Source organism: Methylotenera sp., assembly GCF_030684185.1.
Classification (GTDB): domain Bacteria; phylum Pseudomonadota; class Gammaproteobacteria; order Burkholderiales; family Methylophilaceae; genus Methylotenera.
This window is the reverse complement of record NZ_JAUXOY010000012.1, coordinates 1-21563: the sequence shown is the minus strand read 5'-3', so window position 1 is coordinate 21563 and position 21563 is coordinate 1. Positions and strand designations below refer to the sequence as shown.

The window sequence follows — 21563 nt, the reverse complement described above, 5'->3', positions numbered from 1 at the left end:
TTGTATAATTACAACGAATCATTTAACCAAACTTAAAGACGCAAACCACCATGTTAAAAGCCTATGCAGCGCACGTGCAAGAACGTGCCGCCCTCCAATTACCCCCATTACCTTTAACTGCTGAGCAAGTTGCCCAAGTAGTCGAGTTACTTAAAAATCCGCCAGCAGGTCAGGCGGAAACGCTCGTTGATTTAATTGCCAATCGCACGCCAGCAGGCGTCGATCAGGCAGCCTATGTTAAAGCCGCATTTCTGTCAGACATTGCTAAAGGCACAGCTAAGTCCCCCTTAATCTCACCTGAAAAAGCGGTAGAACTGTTAGGTACGATGCTTGGTGGGTACAACGTGCAAGCTTTAGTTTCTTTACTTGACTTGTCTAATTCAAATCCCCCTATGGCAGCCCATGCTGTAGAAGCATTAAGCAGCACAATCCTTATGTTCGATGCATTTCACGATGTGGATGTGCTGATGAAATCGGGTAATTTGCATGCTAAAAAGCTCATTGAATCTTGGGCAAATGCCGAATGGTTTACCAATGCGCCAGTGTTGGCTAAAGAAATTAAAATGGTGGTATTTAAGGTGGATGGCGAGACGAATACCGACGACTTAAGTCCGGCGCAGGACGCGTGGAGCCGCCCTGATATTCCGTTACATGCTAAAGCCATGCTCGTAAATAAAATGCCAGATGGCTTAAAACTAATCGATACACTAAAGCAAAAAGGCTTACCGCTTGCGTATGTAGGCGATGTGGTGGGTACAGGCTCATCACGTAAATCTGCCATCAACTCAGTGCAGTGGTTTATGGGTAATGACATTCCTAATATTCCGAATAAGCGCACCGGCGGTGTAATCTTGGGCGCTAAAATTGCGCCTATTTTCTTTAACACAGCGGAAGATTCAGGTGCTCTGCCGATTCAATGCGACGTGTCAAAAATGAGTACGGGTGATGTGATTGTGATTCAACCGTATGAAGGAAAAGTGCTGAACGAGACTGGCGAAGTTATCTCAAGCTTTGAGCTTAACCCAGTTACCATGCCAGATGAAGTACGTGCTGGCGGGCGCATTCCGTTGATTATTGGTCGCGGTTTAACTGCAAATGCACGTAAAGCGTTAGGACTAAATGAAACGGATGTTTTTATTAAAGCTACGCCATCCATTGTTTCTAGCAAAGGCTATACGTTGGCGCAAAAAATGGTCGGTCGTGCGTGCGGTTTGCCTGAAGGCGAAGGAGTGCGTCCAGGCACATATTGCGAACCAAAAGCGACGACGGTAGGTTCGCAAGATACGACTGGCGGTATGACACGTGATGAGTTGAAAGAGTTGGCCTGTTTGGGTTTTAGCAGCGACTTGGTCATGCAGAGTTTCTGTCACACCGCCGCTTATCCAAAACCTGTTGATATTAAATTACAGCATGAGCTACCAGAATTTATGTCAAGCCGAGGCGGCGTTTCACTACGTCCAGGCGACGGCGTGATTCACTCATGGCTTAACAGATTGATCTTGCCGGATACCGTAGGTACCGGCGGCGACTCTCATACACGCTTTCCGATTGGTATTTCTTTTCCAGCGGGTTCTGGTTTGGTGGCATTTGCCGCTGCAACAGGCGCGATGCCTCTGGATATGCCAGAATCAGTATTGGTTCGCTTTAAAGGCACCATGCAGCCGGGCATTACTTTACGTGATTTGGTCAACGCAATCCCTTACGCGGCCATTCAGGAAGGTAATCTAACCGTAGGCAAACAAGGCAAAAAAAACGTATTTAATGGTCGTATTTTAGAAATTGAAGGCTTGCCGGATTTAAAAGTAGAGCAGGCGTTTGAGTTTGCGGATGCCTCCGCAGAGCGCTCTGCGAATGGCTGTACCGTGCTGTTAAACAAAGAGCCAGTGATTGAGTTCCTCAATTCAAATATCGTACTGATGCAGAATATGATTGAAAATGGTTACGAGGATGCCCGTACCTTGCAACGTCGTATTGAGAACATGCAGGCATGGCTCGCTAAGCCGGAATTATTAAAACCGGATGCCGATGCAGAGTATGCGCATATCATTGAAATTGATTTGAGCGAAATCAAAGAACCATTAGTGGCTTGCCCGAACGACCCTGACGACATCAAACCATTATCAGCAGTAGTAGGTGACAAGATTGATGAAGTGTTTATTGGCAGCTGCATGACCAATATCGGCCATTATCGTGCTGCGGCTAAAGTGCTTGAAGGCTCTGGCAGCATTCCAACACGCTTATGGATTGCGCCGCCGACACGCATGGATGAAGCACAATTACGTGATGAAGGGGTGTATTCAGTTTTTGGTGTGGCGGGTGCAAGAACAGAAATACCTGGTTGTTCTTTATGCATGGGTAATCAAGCACGCGTGGCAGATAAAGCGACTGTGTTCTCTACCAGTACCCGTAACTTTGACAACCGCATGGGCAAAGACGCTCGTGTTTATTTAGGTTCAGCTGAATTGGCGGCAGTTTGCGCGAAGCTTGGCCGCATGCCAACCCATGCAGAATATTTGGAAACAGTCGGTAATAAACTGGCTAATACTGCTGAAATTTATAAGTATCTAAACTTTGACCAAATGACCGAGTATAAGGCGGCGCTTGATACTTTAAGCACAGGCAAAAAGGTGATACCAATCGCTGAAATAGCAAATCACTAATATCTTCTGTATTAAGAGTACTTAGATTGCTAAGGTTGCTGGTGGAGGTTTCTGTTGCATGACGTTGGATAAGTTCGCAAGAATACTATTCTTGCGAATAAGGAGTTTTCAGGCGTCATGTAGTGCATCCATTGGCATGCCAAATGGTTATTCCAATTTCCTGCTATTATCTCTTCTATGACCTTAGAGCATAAACCGGAAAATACCCATATCTTCGCCCCAGAGGAGATTACCCAGCCAGCAAAGCGAGGCGCATGGAAATGGATGCTGCCCTTATCCACGTTGCTTATAGCAGTAGTATTTGCTGCCTGGCATTTCGGCTGGCATGCTAAAGCCGTCACTACGGGTGTGCTGTTGTTTGCTACGGCTTCTCATGTGCTAGCCTGGGTATTAGGCATCATTACATTAGTGCCGATTGTGGGGCCTTTGATTGTGAAGGTGCTTAGTTTGTCTATTATCTGGCTGCTCAATGCAGTTGGTTATTTGGTGTCTTATGTGGCAATTAAACGTGGATATTCCAAAGATGTACTTACTTACCGAGCAGTCACTATCGCACTTATCACAGGTATTGTGATTGGCTTTGTGCTTGGCAGTATCGTATAGGTTTTAGTATAAAAACCGTATATGGTCATCGCCAAGTTAAAGCAAACTCGCCTATACCATCATGTATTAAAGCTGGGTGATTTCTTTCCAGCCATTTTCTTCTTCGGCGGATTTTTATGGGATGCACTAACCATAGGCCGCAATGTTGCATCCTCTGATTTAATCACTTTTTTCATCTATCTACTGATTGCAGCAGCGATTCTTTTCACTATAGGCAGCCCAAGGTTTATCTTGGGTGACGTTGCAAAGTTACCCCCATGGTTAGCAAAAATTCACCAGCGTTTGTATTGGAAGAACCTTCCCTACTTTATGTTGCAATTCATGTTCGGCAACTTATTAAGCGCATTGTTTATTCTGTATTTTAAAAGTGCAAATCATTGGTTAGCCTGGTTTATGTCTGTCATTCTTGGCTTAATGTTAGTGGCTAATGAGTATTTAGAAGATGAATACAAGCGCTTCACTTTAAGCTGGGCATTGTTTGGATTTTGCGCCATGCTGCTATTTAATTTTGCTATCCCATATTTAATGGGCAGCATACATGCCGTTTGGTTTTATTCGAGCACAATATTGGGCGCTGCTGCTGCGTATTGGCTGTATAAAAAAACACCTAATCATGATGGCAGCATTAAACCAGTTGGGTTGATTGCTGCAGTATTGATGCTGGCGTATGCTTTTGATGTGATACCACCAGTGCCACTAGTAAAGCGTGATATTGCAGTGGGCTATGCGCTGAATAAAATAGACGGTAATTATCAATTGAGTCAGCAACCATCAAATTGGTGGGTATTCTGGCAAAAAACCAGCAATGATTTAAAAGTGGTTCCTGGGCAGCGCGTATATTGCTTTTCATCGGTTTTTGCACCAAGCGGATTAAAAACGCGCTTGTATCACCGCTGGCAATATTATGACAAAAAAGCAGGCTGGCAAACCAAATCACGTATTGGATTTACTTTATCTGGCGGGCGTTACGATGGCTTTCGAGGATATACCTATAAGACGGATTTACAAGCTGGCGACTGGAAGGTCAGCGTTGAGACGGAAAATGATAAAACAGTGGCAGTTCAGGAATTTAGTGTTGAAACTGTAACGTCCGAGCTGCCAGCTATTGTGCGGGTTTACTAATGCTTATTTTCCGGGTGAGTCATTAACTTATCAATATAAGCAATGGCAATTGCTGAAAACACAAAGGTCATGTGTATAGCAGTTTGCGCTATCATTACTTTATCACTTAAATTTTCTGCGTTAATAAAAGTTTTAAGTAAATGAATCGATGAAATACCAATAATCGCTGTTGCCAGTTTCACTTTAAGTAAGTTGGCATTCACGTGAGATAACCAATCGGGTTCATCAGGATGACCTTCTAAATTTAGGCGTGATACAAAGGTTTCGTAGCCACCCACAATCACCATAATCAGCAGGTTTGAAATCATCACTACGTCAATTAAACCCAATACAATTAGCATGATGTCTGCTTCAACCAAGGTGCTGGCTTTGCTCACTAAATGCACTAATTCGACGCCAAAAAAGAATACATAAACTGCTTGCGCGACAATGAGGCCCAAGTAAAGCGGTACTTGTAACCAGCGGCTACCAAACAGAATGTTGCTCATGATGTTGTTTTGCTTGTACTCAGTAGCGGTTTTTTTGAGTTTTTCTTGCATGTTTTTAAAGCCTTTAATTGGGGTATTAGGTAATTAGGGTTTCAGGTTAGCTCAATATTGTAACAGCTTAAAGAGTTAGTTTTAACCCAGATTTTCCATTAGGACTTGGAATGGTAACGCCGCACAGTTTGATGGATTTTTTGTGAAAATTTTATGGTCAATAGTCATTCTATTGACAGAAAATTTGCACAAAAAAGACGCAAAATGGGCAAGTTAACATTCAAGTAGATGAAAAATCGCCTAATGGAAAATCTGGGTTTAACTAAGCTAGTTGACTCTCTAATTCATAATGGGCAGTTTCATCCAACGCTAATAGCTGCGTTAAAACTGGCATAGTTTCAGCCAGTATATTTGGTAATGTCCAAGGTGGATTTATAACAAACAAGCCGCTGCCAAACATGCCAAAACCTTCAGTCGAGGGTTCGTGTATGTTCATTTCTACATGCAACCAGTTTGGCGCATTTAAATGCATTAAGTCATTTATCATATCGCGCGGCTCCGGTCGTTGTAGTAGCGGATACCACACCATATAGGTGCCAGTGGCAAAGCGTGTCAGGCTATCTTTAATCATGCTGACAACACGCTGATAATCTTGTTTGTCTTCATAAGGCGGGTCTATCAGCACTGCGGCGCGGCGCGGTGGCGGTGGCAGGCAAGCCTTGATGCCTGTAAAGCCGTCCTGCATCTCGATTTTTACTTGTTTGCTTTGACCTTTAAAATTCTCTATCAGTAATTTGCAGTCGCTGGGGTGCAGTTCAAATAAGTGCATTTTGTCATCAGCACGCAAAAAGTCTTGTGCAACCATAGGCGAACCGGGATAAAAGTCGAGTGTATTGGTGTTAAATCTTTGAATCTGCGCAACAAAATCAGCAAGCGGTTTTGGCAGATTCTTAGCGGACATCAGTTTAGCGATGCCTTGTTCAAATTCTGCATTCTGCGTAGCATAGCCTTCGGTTAGGCTGTACATGCCTGCGCCAGCATGAGTGTCAATGTACCAATAAGGTTTATCTTTTTGGTTCATGTAATCCAGCACAAGGCCAAGCACGTAATGTTTAAGTACGTCAGCGTGGTTGCCTGCGTGAAAAGCGTGGCGGTAACTAAGCATAAGAGGTTCCCATAAGATGGAGGCATTATAACTTCATCAATTCAACCATTAAATTTTTAACCATCAAAATGCTAAATAAAATGACTTTTCGGTTAGCATTTCACCTATGACAAATTCACACCAACCCCCGCATCATAATCACGACGATCATGATGACCATAATCATTACCTTATCCCATTTTTACTCATTTTTATATTTGCGGTAGTTGAGGCGGTAGGTAGTTGGTATACCGGCTCTTTGGCATTGCTGAGTGATGCAGGACACATGTTTTCAGATGTTGCAGCGCTAGGTTTGGCTTGGATGGCCAGTGTCATGGCTAAAAAACCCAATGTCAAAAGGCATAAATCTGGTGTTAGTTACGCGGAGTTGGTCGTTTCAATCATCAATGCGCTCACCATGCTGGCGGTGATTGTGTTTGTGGTGGTTGAAGCAATATCAAGGTTCAAAGAACCGCACCATGTGCAGGGTTTAGGGCTAATGATCATCGCTACGCTAGGATTAATCGTTAATTTAATTGTTGCCAAGCAGTTGCACCACCAGGCGCTTCATCACGCAGAAAGCTTGAATAATCGCGCTGCCTTTTTGCATGTAATAGGGGATTTATTAGGTTCGATAGCTGCTGTCGCTGCAGGGGTGGTGATTTACTTCACAGGCTGGATGCCAATTGACCCTATTTTATCTTTGCTCATCTCACTATTGTTGTTAGTGTTTACTTTAAACCTGATACGCGACATTTGGAAAACACTGCGTAGTCAATCAGGGCAAGGCAAGCCTGGCTTAGGCAGACATGAGCATGGCCACTAAGTCCGCATTTGATATTACATGCAGGCAATGCGAGCGATTAGCCACTTTTTTAGATGAGGTGAAAGCAAAAAATCCCACCTATTTTTGCAAACCTGTACCACCATTTGGCGATGAAAATGCCAAATTGATTGTTGTGGGTCTGGCACCTGGTATGCACGGGGCAAACCAAACGGGGCGGCCATTCACTGGAGATTATGCCGGTGTGCTTTTGTATGAAACGCTACATAAATACGGCTTTGCCACCAAGTCCCAGTCTGTTTCAGCCCATGATGATTTGCAACTTGTGAATTGCCGTATCACCAATGCTGTTAAGTGTCTGCCGCCAGACAACAAGCCACTGCCAGCGGAAATAGCTACTTGCAATCAGTTCTTAGCGGCGGAATTAAATCAGATAAACACTAATAGCATCATCCTTGCCTTGGGTAATGTGGCGCATCTGGCAGTGCTTAAAGCGTTTGGTTTAAAAGTTAAAGATTACAAATTTGGCCATTCAGCGCGTTATATGCTTCCCAATGGACTGATTTTGGTAGATAGTTACCATTGCAGTCGTTACAACACGCAAACCAAACGCCTGACAGAAGCCATGTTTCATTCAGTGTTTGCAATGATTCAGCAAGATTTAACTTAATTCAGTCATGCTAGATCGCGAGTTGTCACCCTGAACTTTGGCGTATGAGTAATGCAATTTGGTTCCTGTGGTTCGACAAGCTCACCAACCAAGCTTGTCGAAGGATATCGCATATATTCTACGGACAAGCCAAATGCTGGCTGTTTCATCATCTTGTAAGCAGATTGAGGATCAAGCCCGCAATGACAATTGAACTTTGTGAAAAGGAAAAATAAACATGCCTTACGTCAACATCAAACTTGCTGGTGAAGTAACCCGCGAACAAAAAGCGCAAATCGCCAAAGAAATTACTGAAACCCTAGAGCGCGTTGCGCACAAGCCAAAATCTTATACGTACATTACCTTTGAAGAAGTGGCTTATGAAGATTGGGCGATAGGCGGTGAGTTGTTAGATGAATAACCAGCGTTATACTTGTATGTATGTATGTATGTATGTACAGCAAATGCGGCTACTCAAAACAACTGTAAACTGCAACACATAAAAATAGTGGCAATTGGCGATAGTGTTACGCAGGGCGGTTATATCGCTGATGAATATTCTTATCGGCTAGCCTTATCAAAACTACTCAAACAAGAAAATTATCATGTAGATTTTATTGGTATGCAGAAAGCAGGGTTTAATCCATCTTTTAAGTGGCCAGCCGACTTTGATAACGAACACCAAGGTTTTTATGGCGCAACAACATTGCAAGTGCAGCAGTCGTTAATTATAGATTTACTGAAACTCACGGCACCAGACTTTGCATTAATTCATCTAGGCAATAACGATTTAGGTTCATTAAATGCTATTAAATCTGTTGTATTACCCATGCATGCCATCATTTTGCAATTGCGGGAACACAATCCTAATGTACGCATTTTAATCAGCCAGTTGCACCTAAATGGGTACACAGCAAAATATATTAGATTACATTTAGACATATTAGCTTTTTTTAAAAGTAACTTAAAGTCACCTATTTTAATGGTGCCACATTACAAAAATTGGCAAGATATAGATACGTTTGATGGCATGCACCCATCAATTTCTGGGCAGCATAAAATGGCAAAAGCATGGTTTGATAGTTTTGAACTTTTATGCATTGCTAATTAAAATTGCCGTCAAGACCTTGGATACATAAGCTCCTTCACACGTGATTTATATATTTTATTGAGGAAGAAGTTGCATAGCTGATTGGGCGATAGGTGGTGGGTTGTTGGATGAATGGTGATTTTTTTACATACAAATAATTTTAATTTTCATGTATATTTCTACGCACCCATATTGATTGGATATTTTTAATTATTTACATTTTTTTGAGGAATATATGAATAGATTTTTTACAACAATGCTGGTTTCATTGTTTGCTATGACACATAGCGCGACAGCTGCAATAGACGAAACCATTCGATTGAAAGAAACCATTGAAATCAATGCGCCAGCAGATAAGGTTTGGGCTAAAGTGGGTAGTTTTGCAGATATGAGCTGGCATCCAGCGATTGCTAAAACTGAATTAAACAGCGGTAAGGCTGATGAAGTTGGGGCTACACGTGTCTTAACCACGCAAGATGGTGGCAAAATCAATGAAGTGCTAACGAGCTTTGATGCTACAAACATGACAATGAAATATGAGATTACAGAAAGCGTATTGCCAGTGCGTGAATACGGCGCAACGCTTAAAGTTGAAGCAGCGGGTGACGGTAAAAGTATCGTGACATGGCGTGCCATGTTTAAACGCAAAGATCCAGCTAATCCGGGTGCTAAAGGTCAGGATGACGAAGCCGCAAAAGCCGCAATTGATGGCATATTTAAATCAGGATTACAAAATCTTAAAAAGATTTCAGAGTAATTCTCAGAATAAACCTTTCACGCTTAGTCATTCTCTGTTGTGGCGAAAACACTAAATTGCTTCTTAGCAAGTTAAACGTTACAACAGAGAATGATAATTCTAGGATTTCTTACAACTAGTACTAAAATGCCCACATGAAAACTCCCCAAAGACTTGAACCCCTTCTCGAAGATGGCTTGATTGACGATGTTGTTCGCCAGCTCATGAGCGGCAAAGAAGCGACTGTGTATGTAGTACGTTGTGGCGACGATGTGCGCTGCGCGAAGGTATATAAAGAGGCAAATAAACGCAGTTTTCGTCAGAGTGTAGATTACACCGAAGGCCGTAAAGTTAAAAATAGTCGCCAAAGCCGTGCGATGGCTAAAGGCTCAAAATTCGGTCGAGAATCACAAGAAGCAGCTTGGCAAAGTGCAGAAGTCGATGCGTTGTATCGCCTTGCCAATGCCGGTGTGCGCGTGCCTGAGCCGTACAACTTTTACGAAGGCGTGTTACTGATGGAGTTAGTGACGGATGCCAATGGCAACGCCGCACCGCGCTTGAACGATGTAACTTTTAGTGCAGAAGAGGCGCGTATTCATCATCGTACTTTAATTAAAGAAGTGGTGCGTATGTTGTGTGCGGGCATTGTGCATGGCGATTTATCTGAGTTTAATATTCTAATGAGTGCCGATGGCCCGGTGATTATAGATTTACCGCAAGCGGTAGATGCCGCAAGTAACAATAACGCAAGTGAGATGCTAGAGCGCGATGTTAGAAATTTAAGTGATTATTTTGGACGTTTTGCGCCAGAGTTATTAACAACGCAATATGGCAAAGAAATTTGGGCGCTGTATGCGCATGGCGATTTAACGCTGGAAACCGAGCTGACAGGGCGCTTCAGGCAAAGCACTAAAGCGGTAGATTTGAAAAGCGTGATGCGTGAGATTGATGATATAAAAAAGGCAGAAGAAGCACGGTTATTGCGTATGGCAGAAGCTAAAAAAGAGGAATAATCTTCATTTTCTCCGCATCAGACAGTAAAGGTCTTCACCGTTGAATATGCGAGCTAAAGTGCATTATTTACACGTGAAAGTATGGAATGCGAGCTAGTGCTAAAATAACGTTATGTTCGACCCCAAACCCATTTTAAAAAACCTACCCAATCTGCCAGGCGTTTATCGCATGATAAATGTTACAGATGAGGTGATTTATGTAGGTAAAGCCAAAGACCTCAAAAAGCGTGTTTCATCCTATTTTAATAAAAACTTGCCTAGTCCGCGTACGCGGATGATGGTGAGTAATATCGTTAAAATTGAAACCACCGTTACCCACAATGAAGCGGAAGCTTTGCTACTGGAAAATAATCTGATTAAAGGTTTGATGCCGCGATATAACGTGCTGTTTCGTGATGACAAATCCTATCCTTACATCACACTTACTGGCGATCAATACTCGCGCTTGGCATTTCATCGGGGTACGCAGCGCCAAGGAAATAAAACTAAAGGTTGTAGTCAATACTTTGGGCCTTTTCCCAATTCAGTTGCGGTGCGGGAAAGTATTCAGCTTTTGCAAAAAGTATTCAAATTGCGTACTTGCGAAAATACCGTGTTCGCAAATCGTAGCCGTCCATGCTTGCAGCATCAAATTGAGCGTTGCACAGCGCCTTGTGTAGGGCTGATTTCTGACACGGATTATCGTAATGATGTGCATCAAGCAGCGATGTTTTTGCAGGGTAAAACCAATGAGGTGATTGATGCATTGGGCGAGCAAATGAATGCGGCAGCGGCTAATCAGGAATATGAGTTGGCAGTTGTATTTAGAAACCGTATGCAGGCATTACGTCAAGTGCAGGCCAAGCAGTTTGTGAGCGACTTTAATGTCTCTGACGCTGATGTGATTGCTTGCGCCGAGCTGCAAGGTCAGCATTGTATTAACTTGGTGATGATACGCGGTGGTCGGCATTTGGGAGATAGAAGTTACATGCCAAAAAACACCGATGGTGAAACACTGGAAACCAGCATGACAGCCTTTTTAGCGCAGCATTATGTGGCGCAAAATACGCCGCCGTTGATTGTGGTGGGCATTAAAATTGAAACAGAAATTATTGAACAAGTGCTAAGCGAGCAAGCAGGGCGTAAGGTGAAAATCAACACCAATGCGATTGGCGATAAACGTGTATGGCTGAAAATGGCGCAAACCAATGCTGAACTGGCTTTAGGTCAGCGTGCAGCAACTTCAGCGAATCAAACTGCCAAATTAGTGGCTTTGCGCGAGGCATTAAATTTGCCTGACAGTACCGAGCGAATCGAATGCTTTGATATTAGCCACACCATGGGCGAAGCTACTGTGGGTAGTTGTGTGGTGTTTGACCGTGGCGATATGCAAAACAGCGAATATCGTCGTTACAACATCACAGGCATTACCCCAGGCGATGATTATGCCGCGATGCGTGACGTGTTAACGCGCAGATATAAAAAAGTAGCGGCAGGTGAGGGTGTGCGGCCTGATTTAATATTTATTGATGGCGGCAAAGGCCAGCTCGGTATTGCAGTGGAAGTGATGGCAGAAGTTGGCTTAGAGGATATTCTGCTAGTCGGCATTGCTAAAGGTGAAGCGCGCAAACCTGGTTTGGAAACCATGATTTTTTCTGACACAGGTGAAATGCTCAACTTGGAAAAAGACAATAAAGGTTTGCACTTGCTGCAACAAATACGAGATGAAGCGCATAGATTCGCCATTACAGGCCACAGAGCCAAGCGTGCTAAAGCGCGTATGCATTCCAGTTTGGAAGATATTGAAGGTATAGGAGCAAAACGCCGCAAAGCCCTGTTAACGCGCTTTGGTGGCTTAGAGGGCGTAAAAAGTGCTAGTATTGACGAAATTGCCCAAGTTGAAGGCATCAGCCAAAATCTGGCAGAAAAAATATACGGAGAGTTTCATTGATGGTTAGCAGCGTTAATACAGCGTTAATATTGGGGGAGCAATAAATGAAGGTCAACATTCCTACCATGCTCACATGGTTACGTATTTTGCTGATTCCCATATTTGTTGGCGCTTTTTATTGGCCAGAAAATCTACACAAATTAAGCGCGATGCCTTCGCATGAAGTCAATATCTTTATTACTGTGGTATTCGCGATTGCTGCATTTACCGATTGGCTAGATGGTTATTTGGCGAGGCGTTGGCATCAAACTTCAGCATTTGGCGCGTTTTTAGACCCTGTGGCAGACAAGCTGATGGTGGCTGCCGCGCTTATAGTGTTGGTGGAATTTGGACGTGTAGGTGCAATTGTCGCTTTAATTATTATCGGTCGTGAAATAGCGGTAAGCGCACTACGAGAATGGATGGCCGGCGAAGGGCAGAGCAGCAGTGTAGGTGTCGCGATGATAGGTAAAGTTAAAACTGCCGTGCAGATGGTTGCTATTTTATTTTTGTTGTTTTGGGATGATGTTGATTTGGGTGAATGGGGTGTTTTCCCAACTCAATTATTTGGACACATTTTAATTGTGATTGCTGCATTTTTAACATTGCTATCAATGGCTTATTATCTAAAGGCGGCGTTGCCAAAATTAAAAGGACAATAAAAGACAAATAAATAAGCATTAAGATTAACGTTTAGTCTTGACGGTATTCTGAAAATCGCTATAATGGCGCCTGTCTTAACGACGCGGGAATAGCTCAGCTGGTAGAGCGATACCTTGCCAAGGTATAGGTCGCGAGTTCGAGTCTCGTTTCCCGCTCCAAAAATTCAGTAAGTATGTTTAATTTAGTAAACATAGTTTATTTTAAGTGGCATAAAACGGCGAATGCAAACATGCTTTCGCCGTTTTAGTTTCAGCTTGTAATGTAGAATTGTTTGTTCAAAATAATTCTCACATATAAGGCGCGATAGCAAAGCGGTTATGCCGCGGCCTGCAAAGCCGTTTAGACCAGTTCGACTCTGGTTCGCGCCTCCAAAAAATCAATGCCCCAGTGAATGTAAGCAGTTCATTTATATCAAATCCCATCAGCTTGATTTCACCAGTCCTCAAAGTCTCAATTTAATCTATAAACATCCCTTACTCTTGCGTATTGAATTGTTACGCGATGTTATACATTTCAAATAAGATTTGCTATTTATCACCTAAGCTTATAATGCTACTACTTGTGCGTTGAAATGGCGTATGTGCGACTTGGCGTATGTAAAGCCTTGTAAATTTGAAGTAAATAATTTTGTTAATATTTTTAACAATGAGATTATGCTTAGCGCTAAGACTTTCGATAGTAATGTTGGGTAATTCAGGTCAATATTGTTCAATTGCGTATTAGCTGGCAATATTTGGCATTAAAATTGCACCATATAAAAGTTTGCTGGATTAAGTTTGCCGGATTAAGTTCGTTGGATTTATTTTCGGTAGCATAATCAGTATTGAGCCGTAATCATTAAACAGGGGAAAACATGAGTGCTGAAGGTTTGACTCAACTTGGAAATGCTGGTGACGGAAATGTAGGTGTGGTCGATTCTTTACTTGATAGCCTGCTGCTAATTTGTCGTATTCAGGGTGTAGCGACTTCCAGAGATGCGCTAATCTCTGGTTTGCCGCTTCGTGACGGCAGAATGACACCTGCTCTTTTAAAACGCTCTGCTGAGCGCGTGAACCTGGCAGTGACTGTATTAAAGAAACCGCTTGAAAAAATTCGCTCAGAATTTTTACCGGCTATTTTATTGTTAAAAGATGAAGAGGCTTGCGTTGTTACCAAGCTGGATTTTAGTGCAAACCAAGCCCATGTGATTTTTCCCGAGCTGGGGGAAGCTGAAATATCAATCGCTATCAATGAGTTAGAGTTGCGGTACTCGGGTTATTATATAGTCGCAAAAGCAAAATTTTCGTTTGATCAACGTGCGCCAATTGTTGGTAAAGTCAGATTGCGGCACTGGTTTTGGGGCACGCTTGCAGAAAATAGCCGTATTTACCGTGACATTATGGTTGCTGCATTTGTGGTGAACATGTTTGCTTTAGCCATGCCGCTTTTCACTATGAATGTTTATGATCGCGTTGTACCAAATCGCGCCGTTGAAACGTTATGGGTGATGGCAATCGGTATTTCTTTAATAATCATTGGCGACTTAATTCTGCGTACCTTGCGTAGTTATTTTCTTGATTGGGCGAGTACACGCGTTGATGTAAAATTGACCGCACGCATTATGGAGCAGGTGTTAGGCATACGGCTCGAACAGCGGCCTAATTCGGTGGGTTCTTTTGCTTCTAATTTACGCTCTTTTGAAACTGTGCGTGATTTCATCACATCCGCCACGATTACAACACTGATTGATATTCCATTTGGTTTGATATTTGTTGTTGTGATGGCTTGGATTGCATGGCCTATGGCAATTCCTGTCATTATTGGGGCGATTTTAATTTTGGTTTATTCGTTCAGCGTGCAGACAAAAATGCACGAACTATCTGAAACGATGTATCGCGCGAGTGCCATTAGAAACGCCACGCTGATTGAAAGCCTGGTCGGACTTGAAACGGTTAAGGCATTAGGTATAGAAGGTCAAATGCAGCGCAAATGGGAACACAGCGCTCACTTTTTAACTGAAGTGTCGAGCAAGTTAAGGCTCCTATCTTCCTCTATCAATAATGGCGCCAGTAGTATCCAACAGCTCATTAATATTACGCTGGTTGTTCTAGGGGTTTATTTAGTGGTGAATGGTGATTTGACCATGGGTGGTTTAATTGCCTGCACGATGCTTGCTTCTAGAGCACTAGTGCCTATCGCACAAACTGCGGGTTTATTAACGCAATACCATAATGCCGCGACAGCGTTGACTTCACTTGATGAGATTATGCACAGAGAGGTAGAGCGTCCATTAGATGCCAAGTTTTTGTCTCGCCCGGCATTCAGCGGCAATATCGAATTCAGGGAAGTGAGCTTCAGTTACCCAGGTACTGAGCAAGATGCGCTGACCAAAGTTTCATTCAAAATTAAAGCGGGTGAACATGTGGCCTTGTTAGGCCGCATGGGTTCAGGTAAGTCAACGATTCATAAATTGATACTTGGTTTGTACCAGCCAACTTCTGGCGCGATTCTGATAGATGGCATAGATGCGCGACAAATAGACCCGGCTGAACTTAGACGCTGCGTAGGTTATGTGCAGCAGGATACACATTTGTTTTACGGAACCATGCGTGAGAATTTAACCATATCTGCCCAGCATGTAGATGATGACGCAGTGCTTGCTGCTGCGCATGTTGGCGGCATAGATGAATTTGTAAATGCGCACCCTAAAGGTTTTGATATGTTAATTGGTGAGCGCGGCGAAACTTTATCTGGCGGCCAAAGGCAGGGGGTAGGTATTGCAAGGGCGTTGATTGGCAATCCCTCAATATTGTTATTAGACGAACCAACAAGTGCGATGGATCACTCAGGTGAAGATGCGATAAAGCGTCGTTTGCTGGCATCAACCAAACATAAAACGCTGGTATTGATTTCGCACCGTTCTTCTTTATACGATTTAGTTGATCGGATCATTGTGATTGATTCTGGCCGAATTGTGGCCGATGGTCCTAAAGATCAGGTGACGGAAGCTTTGAGAAGCGGCAAAGTAGGAAAAGCGCTATGAGTGAGAATTTATTCAAAAAAATCGGCAAAGTGAATGAGTCTTTCAAAAGGCAAGCCTGGCTAACGAAGCCTATTTATTATTTATTAGATCGCTGGGCGCCCACAGAAACCAGAGAAGATTTACATTGGGATGACGAAGCTGATTTGGCGATTTTAGAGCAGACGCCGCTAAAAGCTAAAGTTTTGCTCTATGGTGTTGCTTCAGCGCTTGCCGTTTTGGTAGTTTGGGCATATTTTGCCAAAGTGGATGAAGTCACTAGAGGTGAAGGGCGAGTAATTCCATCTAAGCAGGTGCAAATTATTCAATCATTAGATGGAGGTATCGTGTCTGAGATTTTAGTCACTGAAGGTCAAACAGTGGTGGTTGGAACGCCACTTATCCGCATTGATGAAACAAGGGCGGCGTCTTCATTGAGAGAAAATCAAACGCAATATTTAGCGCTTTTAGCTAAACAATCCAGGCTCATGGCGCTGGCAGAAGGCTCTGCATTTAACCCGCCAAAAGAGGTGCAACTAGAGGCTCCGCAAACTTATGATCAGGAATATGCCTTGTATATTTCCAGCAAAGAAGAGTTACAGTCGACCATCAGTATCGCGCGAGACCAAATGGTGCAAAGGGAAAAAGAATTGATTGAGGTTCAGTTCCGTAAAGAAGTTGCAGAAAAAAACTATGAATCTGCTACAAAAGAGTTGCAAGCCAATAAACCTCTATTAGCGAGTGGTGCTGTTTCTGAAATCGATATTCTCAAATTAGAAAGAGAGTCTACAAAGGCCAGAGGTGATATTGATCAGGCACGTGCTCAGATTAGCCGAATTCAGTCATCTATTGGCGAAGCCAGACGTAAAGTGACTGAAATTGAACAGACTTTTAAAAGCAAAGTGCGTACAGAGTTAAACGATATTACTGCGCGTTTAAATAGTATTTCTGAAACCAGTGTCGGGCTTACGGATAAGGTTAAACAGGCTACATTAAAATCGCCAGTCAACGGTAAGGTGAGCCGGTTATTTTATAATACTGTAGGTGGAGTGATTCAGCCTGGCAAAGAAGTGCTGGAGGTAGTGCCTACCGATGAAGCCCTGATTCTGGAAACTAAAATACAAATCAAAGACATTGCATTTGTTCGGCTGGAGCAGCCTGCAATCGTCAAGCTTACTGCTTATGATTACAGCATTTATGGCGCACTGGATGCGGTAGTAGAAGGAGTGTCGGCTAACTCGATTGTGGATGAAAAAGGCAATGCTTACTATGTGGTTAGAGTACGAACCTTAAAGTCTAGTCTGGGAACAGGTTTGCCAATTATTCCTGGCATGGTGGCCCAAGTAGATATCATGACAGGTAAAAAAACAGTGCTTTCATACTTGCTCAAGCCAGTGTTGAAAGCAAAATCATACGCGTTCAGTGAGAGATAAATGCAGGATATTTTCATTAGTACATTACCCGCGCTTTTAGATAACTGGACTGAAGCATTCCCCAAATCAACAATAGCTGCGGCAGTGCCTGAAGTGGTTAATGTTGCAAAGTCTAAGGGCAAAAACGGCGAAGCTATAATCTTTTGGCTGCACATGAACGAGGATAGGCAGCAGTGGATGGCGAATACAATCGCTTCCATCGCAAATAATTATGAGAATGCAAAAATTGTCATATTAGCCAATATGCCTAATCAGGCTGAATCTATCCATGCCTTAAGGCTGGGCGCTATGGGCTATTGTCATGCTTATATCGCGCCAGCTGTACTTAAAGAAATTAAGGCGGTGATTACTCACGGCGGATTGTGGTTGGGGCAAGATATTCTTCAAAGTCTTATAGAGGTGTCTACCAAATTAATTGGTAATCAGCCTGAATATGTTGATGGTTTATTAGCTAAGTTAACCAGTCGAGAGAAAGAAGTGGCCATTGAGGCGGCAAAAGGGCTAAGCAATAAAGAGATTGCCAGAATTCTCAGCATTACAGAGCGCACTGTGAAAGCGCATTTAGCTAAAACTTTCGAGCGTTTGGGTGCAAAAGATAGATTGCAACTAGCGTTGATGCTCAATAGTAATTATAAGCACTAACTAAGTCATCTCATTAGCGCTTGTCAGTAAATCTGTATTAGACGAGCTTAATACCTGGCCCCGTCATACCGTCAACACCAATTTCTTTCAATGTGGCGATTTCATTATCGGATTGCACGCCTTCGGCGATAGCTCGTACGCCAATAGAGTGGGCAATCATACATAAGCCTCTTAACAGCGTTTTGTTGGCTTCATTGTTGTTAATGTCTCGAATCACTGAAACGTCAATTTTGATATAGTCTAAGCCAATATCGTGCAGCTCACCTAAGCGTGAGATTCGTGAACCAACGTGTTCAATCCCAATTTTGCATCCCAGCGGTTTTATTTGGCTACAGAAGTTGCGGAACTCTGCCAAGTGATCGAATGTGCTTTTTTCTGGAATTTCAAAACATATACGGTTGGCAATGCTAGCATTCTGCTTGATAAGCTGAGTTGTTTTTTCAATAAATGTTGGGTTGCAAATAGCACTTGCTGAGACATTAAGGCCTATAGGGTCGGCGCCATTCGATAGTAATTCTATAGCTGTTTCTAGTACAAGCTCATCTACTCGACTCATTAATTTGAGCTGAGTCGCCCACGTGATAAATTCACCTGCACAGAACCATTTACCATCGGGCACTAACTGCAGTCTTACTGGGCTTTCAAAATGAATTAATTGGCCTTTTTGATCAATGACTGGATATGGCTCAAGCTGAATGCGTTTGTTGTCTAGCGCAGAAGTGAGTAACTGCTGCCATTTATCTTTATCATCATTTTTAAATTTAGTGAGTTCGCTGTGGTTAATCACATGCAGCGTATTTCTGTTCTTGTTGTTCATTTTATCAAGAACGCTATCGATAAATGTGATGAACTTTTCAGCAGCTTCTAGTATGGAGATTAAATTTTCAGCAGCATCAGCCTTGGTGACATTGATTGCCACCGTTAAGAAGTTGGCGTTCAGCGATTCTTGCTGCGTGTAGCTAAAGTTTACCAGTACATTTTTAATCTGCGTGCCAAGTGAATCGGAATCAACGGGCTGATTTGAGAATACGGCAAAATCCGTTCCATTAAGTCGTGCCGCGTAGAGTGACGGGAAATTTTTGCACTCATTATTTAACGCATCGCCGATTCTTCGTAATAGGGCATTGGTTTCTTGATGACCAAGCGCCTGGTCAATAGTGGCAAGGTTTGAAAGTCGGGAGACGATTAAAACACCAGCGCTAAATGTTTCTTCATGACTAATGCTGGAGTCAATTTTTCTTATAAAGTAATCATAATTCATTAAACCGGTGACGTGGTCAAAGTTAGCCTGAAAACGCAATTGTTCTAATCGTGATGATTCCTCTACTACGGTGTTTTTAATGCGATTAGAAAGACTGTTCATGGCATTTACAACCGCTCTGAATTCATTTGTTTTCGGCTCATTAATCGTGATAAATCGATTTTCACCAATAGCCTTAGCTTGGCTAACAACTTCATCTAAAGGGCTTAGAATTTTTTGTAGAATTTTCCCACCGGCATAGCAGGCAACTAAGCCGATTAACGATGCCCATAGCCCAATTTGAATGGTGGCATCCCACAGTTTATCGTAGGCGAAATTAGAATCACTTTCTAAGGTTAATGAACCATATTGCGACCAGCCATCTTGAATATCCGCAACACCAGGTTGAACTTTAATCGGGATGAGCTTGATAAACCAGGAGGGTGCTTTAGTTTGGCTTTTGGCGTTCACTCGCTCACTTAACACTTTCCCATTGGGGTCAAACAGACCGATGTATCGATAATGGCCAGAGTCAAATTGTGCTGACATAAGCAAATCAAGCGTTGTGGCGTCTTTTTGCATTTGCGACATGGATAGGGCAAGCGAAGTGACATTGTCAATATTCTTCATTTGCAGCTGTTCTTCCAGGTAGTTTTTACTCGAAAGCGTGCTTAAAATAAAGCTGCCGCCTGTGGCTAAAACGATTATGAAGATAATAGCTAACCAAAGTTGTTTAATAAGTGACATTTCAGTATCCTTGCTTTTAATTATTCAATTCCATCGGCTTGCATGCGTGTCAGGGCATCGCGCCATTTTGAAAGGTGAGTGGTGGCTTCGCCTTTTGGTTTGGTGCTTGATCCAACCCATAAGCCTTTGTCATTAAAACTAAAAATTGGTGTTAAGTCTTTTCTGGCAGATGATGGCATAATTTCCGGCACTAAACTATCTAAAATCAATGGTTCAGATTGAGGAGTCAAATAATAGCTAAGTACCATATGGGCTCTGACGGAACGAACTTCTTGATGGTTGATTTCAGCTCTGACATAAGTGAGCCGTAATTTATCATTGGGGACGTTTAGGATTTTTAGAAAGATATATTTGGCAATGCTGTAGTCTTCGCAATCACCGGCTTCACGGCCTATAGATTCCAGTGGTGTTGCCCAGTAATCTGATTGACCCCATAAATCTATATCTTCAGCATAATTAATTTTTTGGTTAAAAAAATCGTTTATCTTCTTGAGTTTTTCAGCTTCAGAAGCGGATTTTAATTGAGTGAGTAATTGCTGGAGTTCTAATATGTTCTTATAAGCTTCATCACCATATCTCAGTTTGGCAAGACCGCTGAGTTTATTGAAGTCATATCCAGCTGCATAAATACCGGTAAAACAGAAAAATACCAATACAATCAATGCAATAAAGTTGCCAGACTGCTTCTGGATGACATGATTTTTGGTGAAACTTGAAATAACTCGCACTCCATGACTTTGTAAACGAGGAGGTGAAAAATATAAAATAATAATTATTGATTCGTATTGCTTCGTAATTATCAATATTTATACAAGGTTAGCATATAACAATAAAGATGGTTTTTGTATGGCTCTTCATTTGCATTGTGTTTTTAGAGTGTTGAGTAATGGTTAATATTGGCCATCAGTACAATATATTTTTGGTGTAATAGGGTATTTAATGCGATTGTGAAAAAGGCGTATAAACGCGTAATTCGATATTTATGTGGATTTAATTTAGGACACAATCATGGCAATAATCGGCAGAGTAGTAGCAATGACAGGCACAGCATTTGTACTTTCAGATAATGGGGCAAAGCGCGAACTGCATTTGGGAGACCAGGTGCAGACTGGTGATACTATTCAAACCGCGAGTGGTGTTGAAGTCGATTTAGAGCTTACGAATGGGCGTGTCATTCATATTGGCGAAAATCAGCTGGTAGCCTTTACGCCAGAACTGGCTGAGGCGATTGTGCCAAGTGCTTTAGACAGCGCGATTAATCTTGCAACCATTGAAACTGTCATTAAGGCGATTGAAGGGGGCAAAGACATCAATGAAGCCCTTGAAGAGACCGCCGCTGGTGCAAATGGCTTGTTTAATGTTTACGGATTTGGTTTTGTTGATTTGGTGAGAATTAACGATGTTCTGAATAATTTTAAATTTGCCTATGAGTATGATATTGCTGGAAGACCTCCCACTGAATCATTGCTAATTGATGACATTAGGGTTATTCCGCAGGAAAATTCTTTGTCTGTTGATGCGACGGCCCCGGCTGCGCCAACTGCCAGCCTAACGCATGATGCAGTCAATGACACCGGCAGTTTAACGACAGACTCAATTACCAAGAACGCCAGTCCTGCGATCAGTGGCACTGGCACGCCTGGTGACACCA

At 42.6% G+C, this 21563-nt stretch carries 19 protein-coding genes and 2 tRNA genes; 17 read left to right on the top strand and 4 right to left on the bottom strand.

Annotation, left to right across the window (positions count from 1 at the left end):
- The first annotated feature begins 50 nt into the window (after positions 1-50).
- From acnB to Q8J82_RS02180, 3 genes are all read left to right on the top strand, one after another.
- Complete coding sequence (gene acnB, locus Q8J82_RS02190) at positions 51-2660, top strand: bifunctional aconitate hydratase 2/2-methylisocitrate dehydratase (RefSeq protein ID WP_304909061.1); 2610 nt, start codon at positions 51-53, stop codon at positions 2658-2660.
- Between the two features lie 177 nt (positions 2661-2837).
- Entirely contained in the window at positions 2838-3263 is a 426-nt protein-coding gene (locus Q8J82_RS02185) for a hypothetical protein (protein ID WP_304892118.1), read from the top strand.
- A 21-nt stretch (positions 3264-3284) separates the two neighbouring features.
- Positions 3285-4385 carry a DUF2914 domain-containing protein gene (locus Q8J82_RS02180; RefSeq protein WP_304892117.1) on the top strand — a complete coding sequence of 367 codons (1101 nt, stop codon included), beginning with the start codon at positions 3285-3287 and terminating at the stop codon, positions 4383-4385.
- On the opposite strand, the gene Q8J82_RS02175 is transcribed toward Q8J82_RS02180, so the two are convergent.
- Both Q8J82_RS02175 and Q8J82_RS02170 read right to left on the bottom strand, forming a co-directional pair.
- On the bottom strand, positions 4382-4924 hold the full coding sequence (locus Q8J82_RS02175) for a TIGR00645 family protein (RefSeq protein ID WP_304892116.1): 543 nt from the start codon (positions 4922-4924) through the stop codon (positions 4382-4384). The genes Q8J82_RS02180 and Q8J82_RS02175 overlap by 4 nt on opposite strands.
- A gap of 262 nt (positions 4925-5186) precedes the next feature.
- Positions 5187-6029, bottom strand: a complete 843-nt coding sequence (locus Q8J82_RS02170; protein ID WP_305327690.1) for a 23S rRNA (adenine(2030)-N(6))-methyltransferase RlmJ — start codon at positions 6027-6029, stop codon at positions 5187-5189.
- Between the two features lie 106 nt (positions 6030-6135).
- Between Q8J82_RS02170 and Q8J82_RS02165 the strand changes: the two genes are divergently transcribed.
- The 13 genes from Q8J82_RS02165 to Q8J82_RS02105 all read left to right on the top strand — a co-directional run bounded on the left by Q8J82_RS02165 (position 6136) and on the right by Q8J82_RS02105 (position 17925).
- Positions 6136-6834, top strand: a complete 699-nt coding sequence (locus Q8J82_RS02165; protein ID WP_305327689.1) for a cation diffusion facilitator family transporter — start codon at positions 6136-6138, stop codon at positions 6832-6834.
- On the top strand, positions 6824-7462 hold the full coding sequence (locus Q8J82_RS02160; protein ID WP_305326622.1) for a uracil-DNA glycosylase: 639 nt from the start codon (positions 6824-6826) through the stop codon (positions 7460-7462). The genes Q8J82_RS02165 and Q8J82_RS02160 overlap by 11 nt, the downstream gene beginning before the upstream one ends.
- 217 nt (positions 7463-7679) lie before the next feature.
- Positions 7680-7862: a 4-oxalocrotonate tautomerase family protein gene (locus tag Q8J82_RS02155; RefSeq protein ID WP_304890490.1), complete on the top strand. Its 183-nt coding sequence runs from the start codon at positions 7680-7682 to the stop codon at positions 7860-7862.
- 24 nt (positions 7863-7886) lie between these two features.
- On the top strand, positions 7887-8552 hold the full coding sequence (locus Q8J82_RS02150) for a GDSL-type esterase/lipase family protein (RefSeq protein ID WP_304909038.1): 666 nt from the start codon (positions 7887-7889) through the stop codon (positions 8550-8552).
- A gap of 214 nt (positions 8553-8766) precedes the next feature.
- Positions 8767-9288, top strand: a complete 522-nt coding sequence (locus Q8J82_RS02145) for an SRPBCC family protein (protein WP_304909037.1) — start codon at positions 8767-8769, stop codon at positions 9286-9288.
- Positions 9289-9422: 134 nt separating this feature from the next.
- On the top strand, positions 9423-10280 hold the full coding sequence (locus Q8J82_RS02140; protein WP_304890493.1) for a PA4780 family RIO1-like protein kinase: 858 nt from the start codon (positions 9423-9425) through the stop codon (positions 10278-10280).
- A gap of 112 nt (positions 10281-10392) precedes the next feature.
- Positions 10393-12210 (top strand): excinuclease ABC subunit UvrC, encoded by a 1818-nt coding sequence (uvrC, locus tag Q8J82_RS02135; protein ID WP_305252401.1) that lies wholly within the window; start codon positions 10393-10395, stop codon positions 12208-12210.
- A 44-nt stretch (positions 12211-12254) separates the two neighbouring features.
- Complete coding sequence (gene pgsA / locus Q8J82_RS02130) at positions 12255-12851, top strand: CDP-diacylglycerol--glycerol-3-phosphate 3-phosphatidyltransferase (protein WP_305252400.1); 597 nt, start codon at positions 12255-12257, stop codon at positions 12849-12851.
- An 83-nt stretch (positions 12852-12934) separates the two neighbouring features.
- A tRNA-Gly gene (locus Q8J82_RS02125) sits at positions 12935-13010 on the top strand.
- Positions 13011-13149: 139 nt separating this feature from the next.
- Positions 13150-13223, top strand: a tRNA-Cys gene (locus Q8J82_RS02120).
- A 482-nt stretch (positions 13224-13705) separates the two neighbouring features.
- Entirely contained in the window at positions 13706-15874 is a 2169-nt protein-coding gene (locus Q8J82_RS02115) for a type I secretion system permease/ATPase (protein WP_305327687.1), read from the top strand.
- Complete coding sequence (locus Q8J82_RS02110) at positions 15871-17283, top strand: HlyD family type I secretion periplasmic adaptor subunit (protein ID WP_305327686.1); 1413 nt, start codon at positions 15871-15873, stop codon at positions 17281-17283. The genes Q8J82_RS02115 and Q8J82_RS02110 overlap by 4 nt, the downstream gene beginning before the upstream one ends.
- Positions 17284-17925 carry a response regulator transcription factor gene (locus tag Q8J82_RS02105; protein ID WP_305327685.1) on the top strand — a complete coding sequence of 214 codons (642 nt, stop codon included), beginning with the start codon at positions 17284-17286 and terminating at the stop codon, positions 17923-17925.
- Positions 17926-17962: 37 nt separating this feature from the next.
- On the opposite strand, the gene Q8J82_RS02100 is transcribed toward Q8J82_RS02105, so the two are convergent.
- Together Q8J82_RS02100 and Q8J82_RS02095 are read right to left on the bottom strand one after the other, a co-directional pair.
- Complete coding sequence (locus Q8J82_RS02100) at positions 17963-19912, bottom strand: EAL domain-containing protein (protein ID WP_304891596.1); 1950 nt, start codon at positions 19910-19912, stop codon at positions 17963-17965.
- 20 nt (positions 19913-19932) lie between these two features.
- On the bottom strand, positions 19933-20574 hold the full coding sequence (locus Q8J82_RS02095; RefSeq protein ID WP_304891597.1) for a transglutaminase-like cysteine peptidase: 642 nt from the start codon (positions 20572-20574) through the stop codon (positions 19933-19935).
- Positions 20575-20920: 346 nt separating this feature from the next.
- Between Q8J82_RS02095 and Q8J82_RS02090 the strand changes: the two genes are divergently transcribed.
- Positions 20921-21563: retention module-containing protein (locus Q8J82_RS02090; RefSeq protein ID WP_305327684.1), on the top strand; the 643-nt coding region annotated here is incomplete at its 3' end.

Coding starts and splice junctions, on each gene's coding strand:
- acnB (WP_304909061.1), top strand. CDS start 51: ATGTTAAAAGCCTATGCAGCGCACGTGCAAGAACGTGCCGCCCTCCAA.
- Q8J82_RS02185 (WP_304892118.1), top strand. CDS start 2,838: ATGACCTTAGAGCATAAACCGGAAAATACCCATATCTTCGCCCCAGAG.
- Q8J82_RS02180 (WP_304892117.1), top strand. CDS start 3,285: ATGGTCATCGCCAAGTTAAAGCAAACTCGCCTATACCATCATGTATTA.
- Q8J82_RS02175 (WP_304892116.1), bottom strand. CDS start 4,924: ATGCAAGAAAAACTCAAAAAAACCGCTACTGAGTACAAGCAAAACAAC.
- Q8J82_RS02170 (WP_305327690.1), bottom strand. CDS start 6,029: ATGCTTAGTTACCGCCACGCTTTTCACGCAGGCAACCACGCTGACGTA.
- Q8J82_RS02165 (WP_305327689.1), top strand. CDS start 6,136: ATGACAAATTCACACCAACCCCCGCATCATAATCACGACGATCATGAT.
- Q8J82_RS02160 (WP_305326622.1), top strand. CDS start 6,824: ATGGCCACTAAGTCCGCATTTGATATTACATGCAGGCAATGCGAGCGA.
- Q8J82_RS02155 (WP_304890490.1), top strand. CDS start 7,680: ATGCCTTACGTCAACATCAAACTTGCTGGTGAAGTAACCCGCGAACAA.
- Q8J82_RS02150 (WP_304909038.1), top strand. CDS start 7,887: ATGTATGTATGTACAGCAAATGCGGCTACTCAAAACAACTGTAAACTG.
- Q8J82_RS02145 (WP_304909037.1), top strand. CDS start 8,767: ATGAATAGATTTTTTACAACAATGCTGGTTTCATTGTTTGCTATGACA.
- Q8J82_RS02140 (WP_304890493.1), top strand. CDS start 9,423: ATGAAAACTCCCCAAAGACTTGAACCCCTTCTCGAAGATGGCTTGATT.
- uvrC (WP_305252401.1), top strand. CDS start 10,393: ATGTTCGACCCCAAACCCATTTTAAAAAACCTACCCAATCTGCCAGGC.
- pgsA (WP_305252400.1), top strand. CDS start 12,255: ATGAAGGTCAACATTCCTACCATGCTCACATGGTTACGTATTTTGCTG.
- Q8J82_RS02115 (WP_305327687.1), top strand. CDS start 13,706: ATGAGTGCTGAAGGTTTGACTCAACTTGGAAATGCTGGTGACGGAAAT.
- Q8J82_RS02110 (WP_305327686.1), top strand. CDS start 15,871: ATGAGTGAGAATTTATTCAAAAAAATCGGCAAAGTGAATGAGTCTTTC.
- Q8J82_RS02105 (WP_305327685.1), top strand. CDS start 17,284: ATGCAGGATATTTTCATTAGTACATTACCCGCGCTTTTAGATAACTGG.
- Q8J82_RS02100 (WP_304891596.1), bottom strand. CDS start 19,912: ATGTCACTTATTAAACAACTTTGGTTAGCTATTATCTTCATAATCGTT.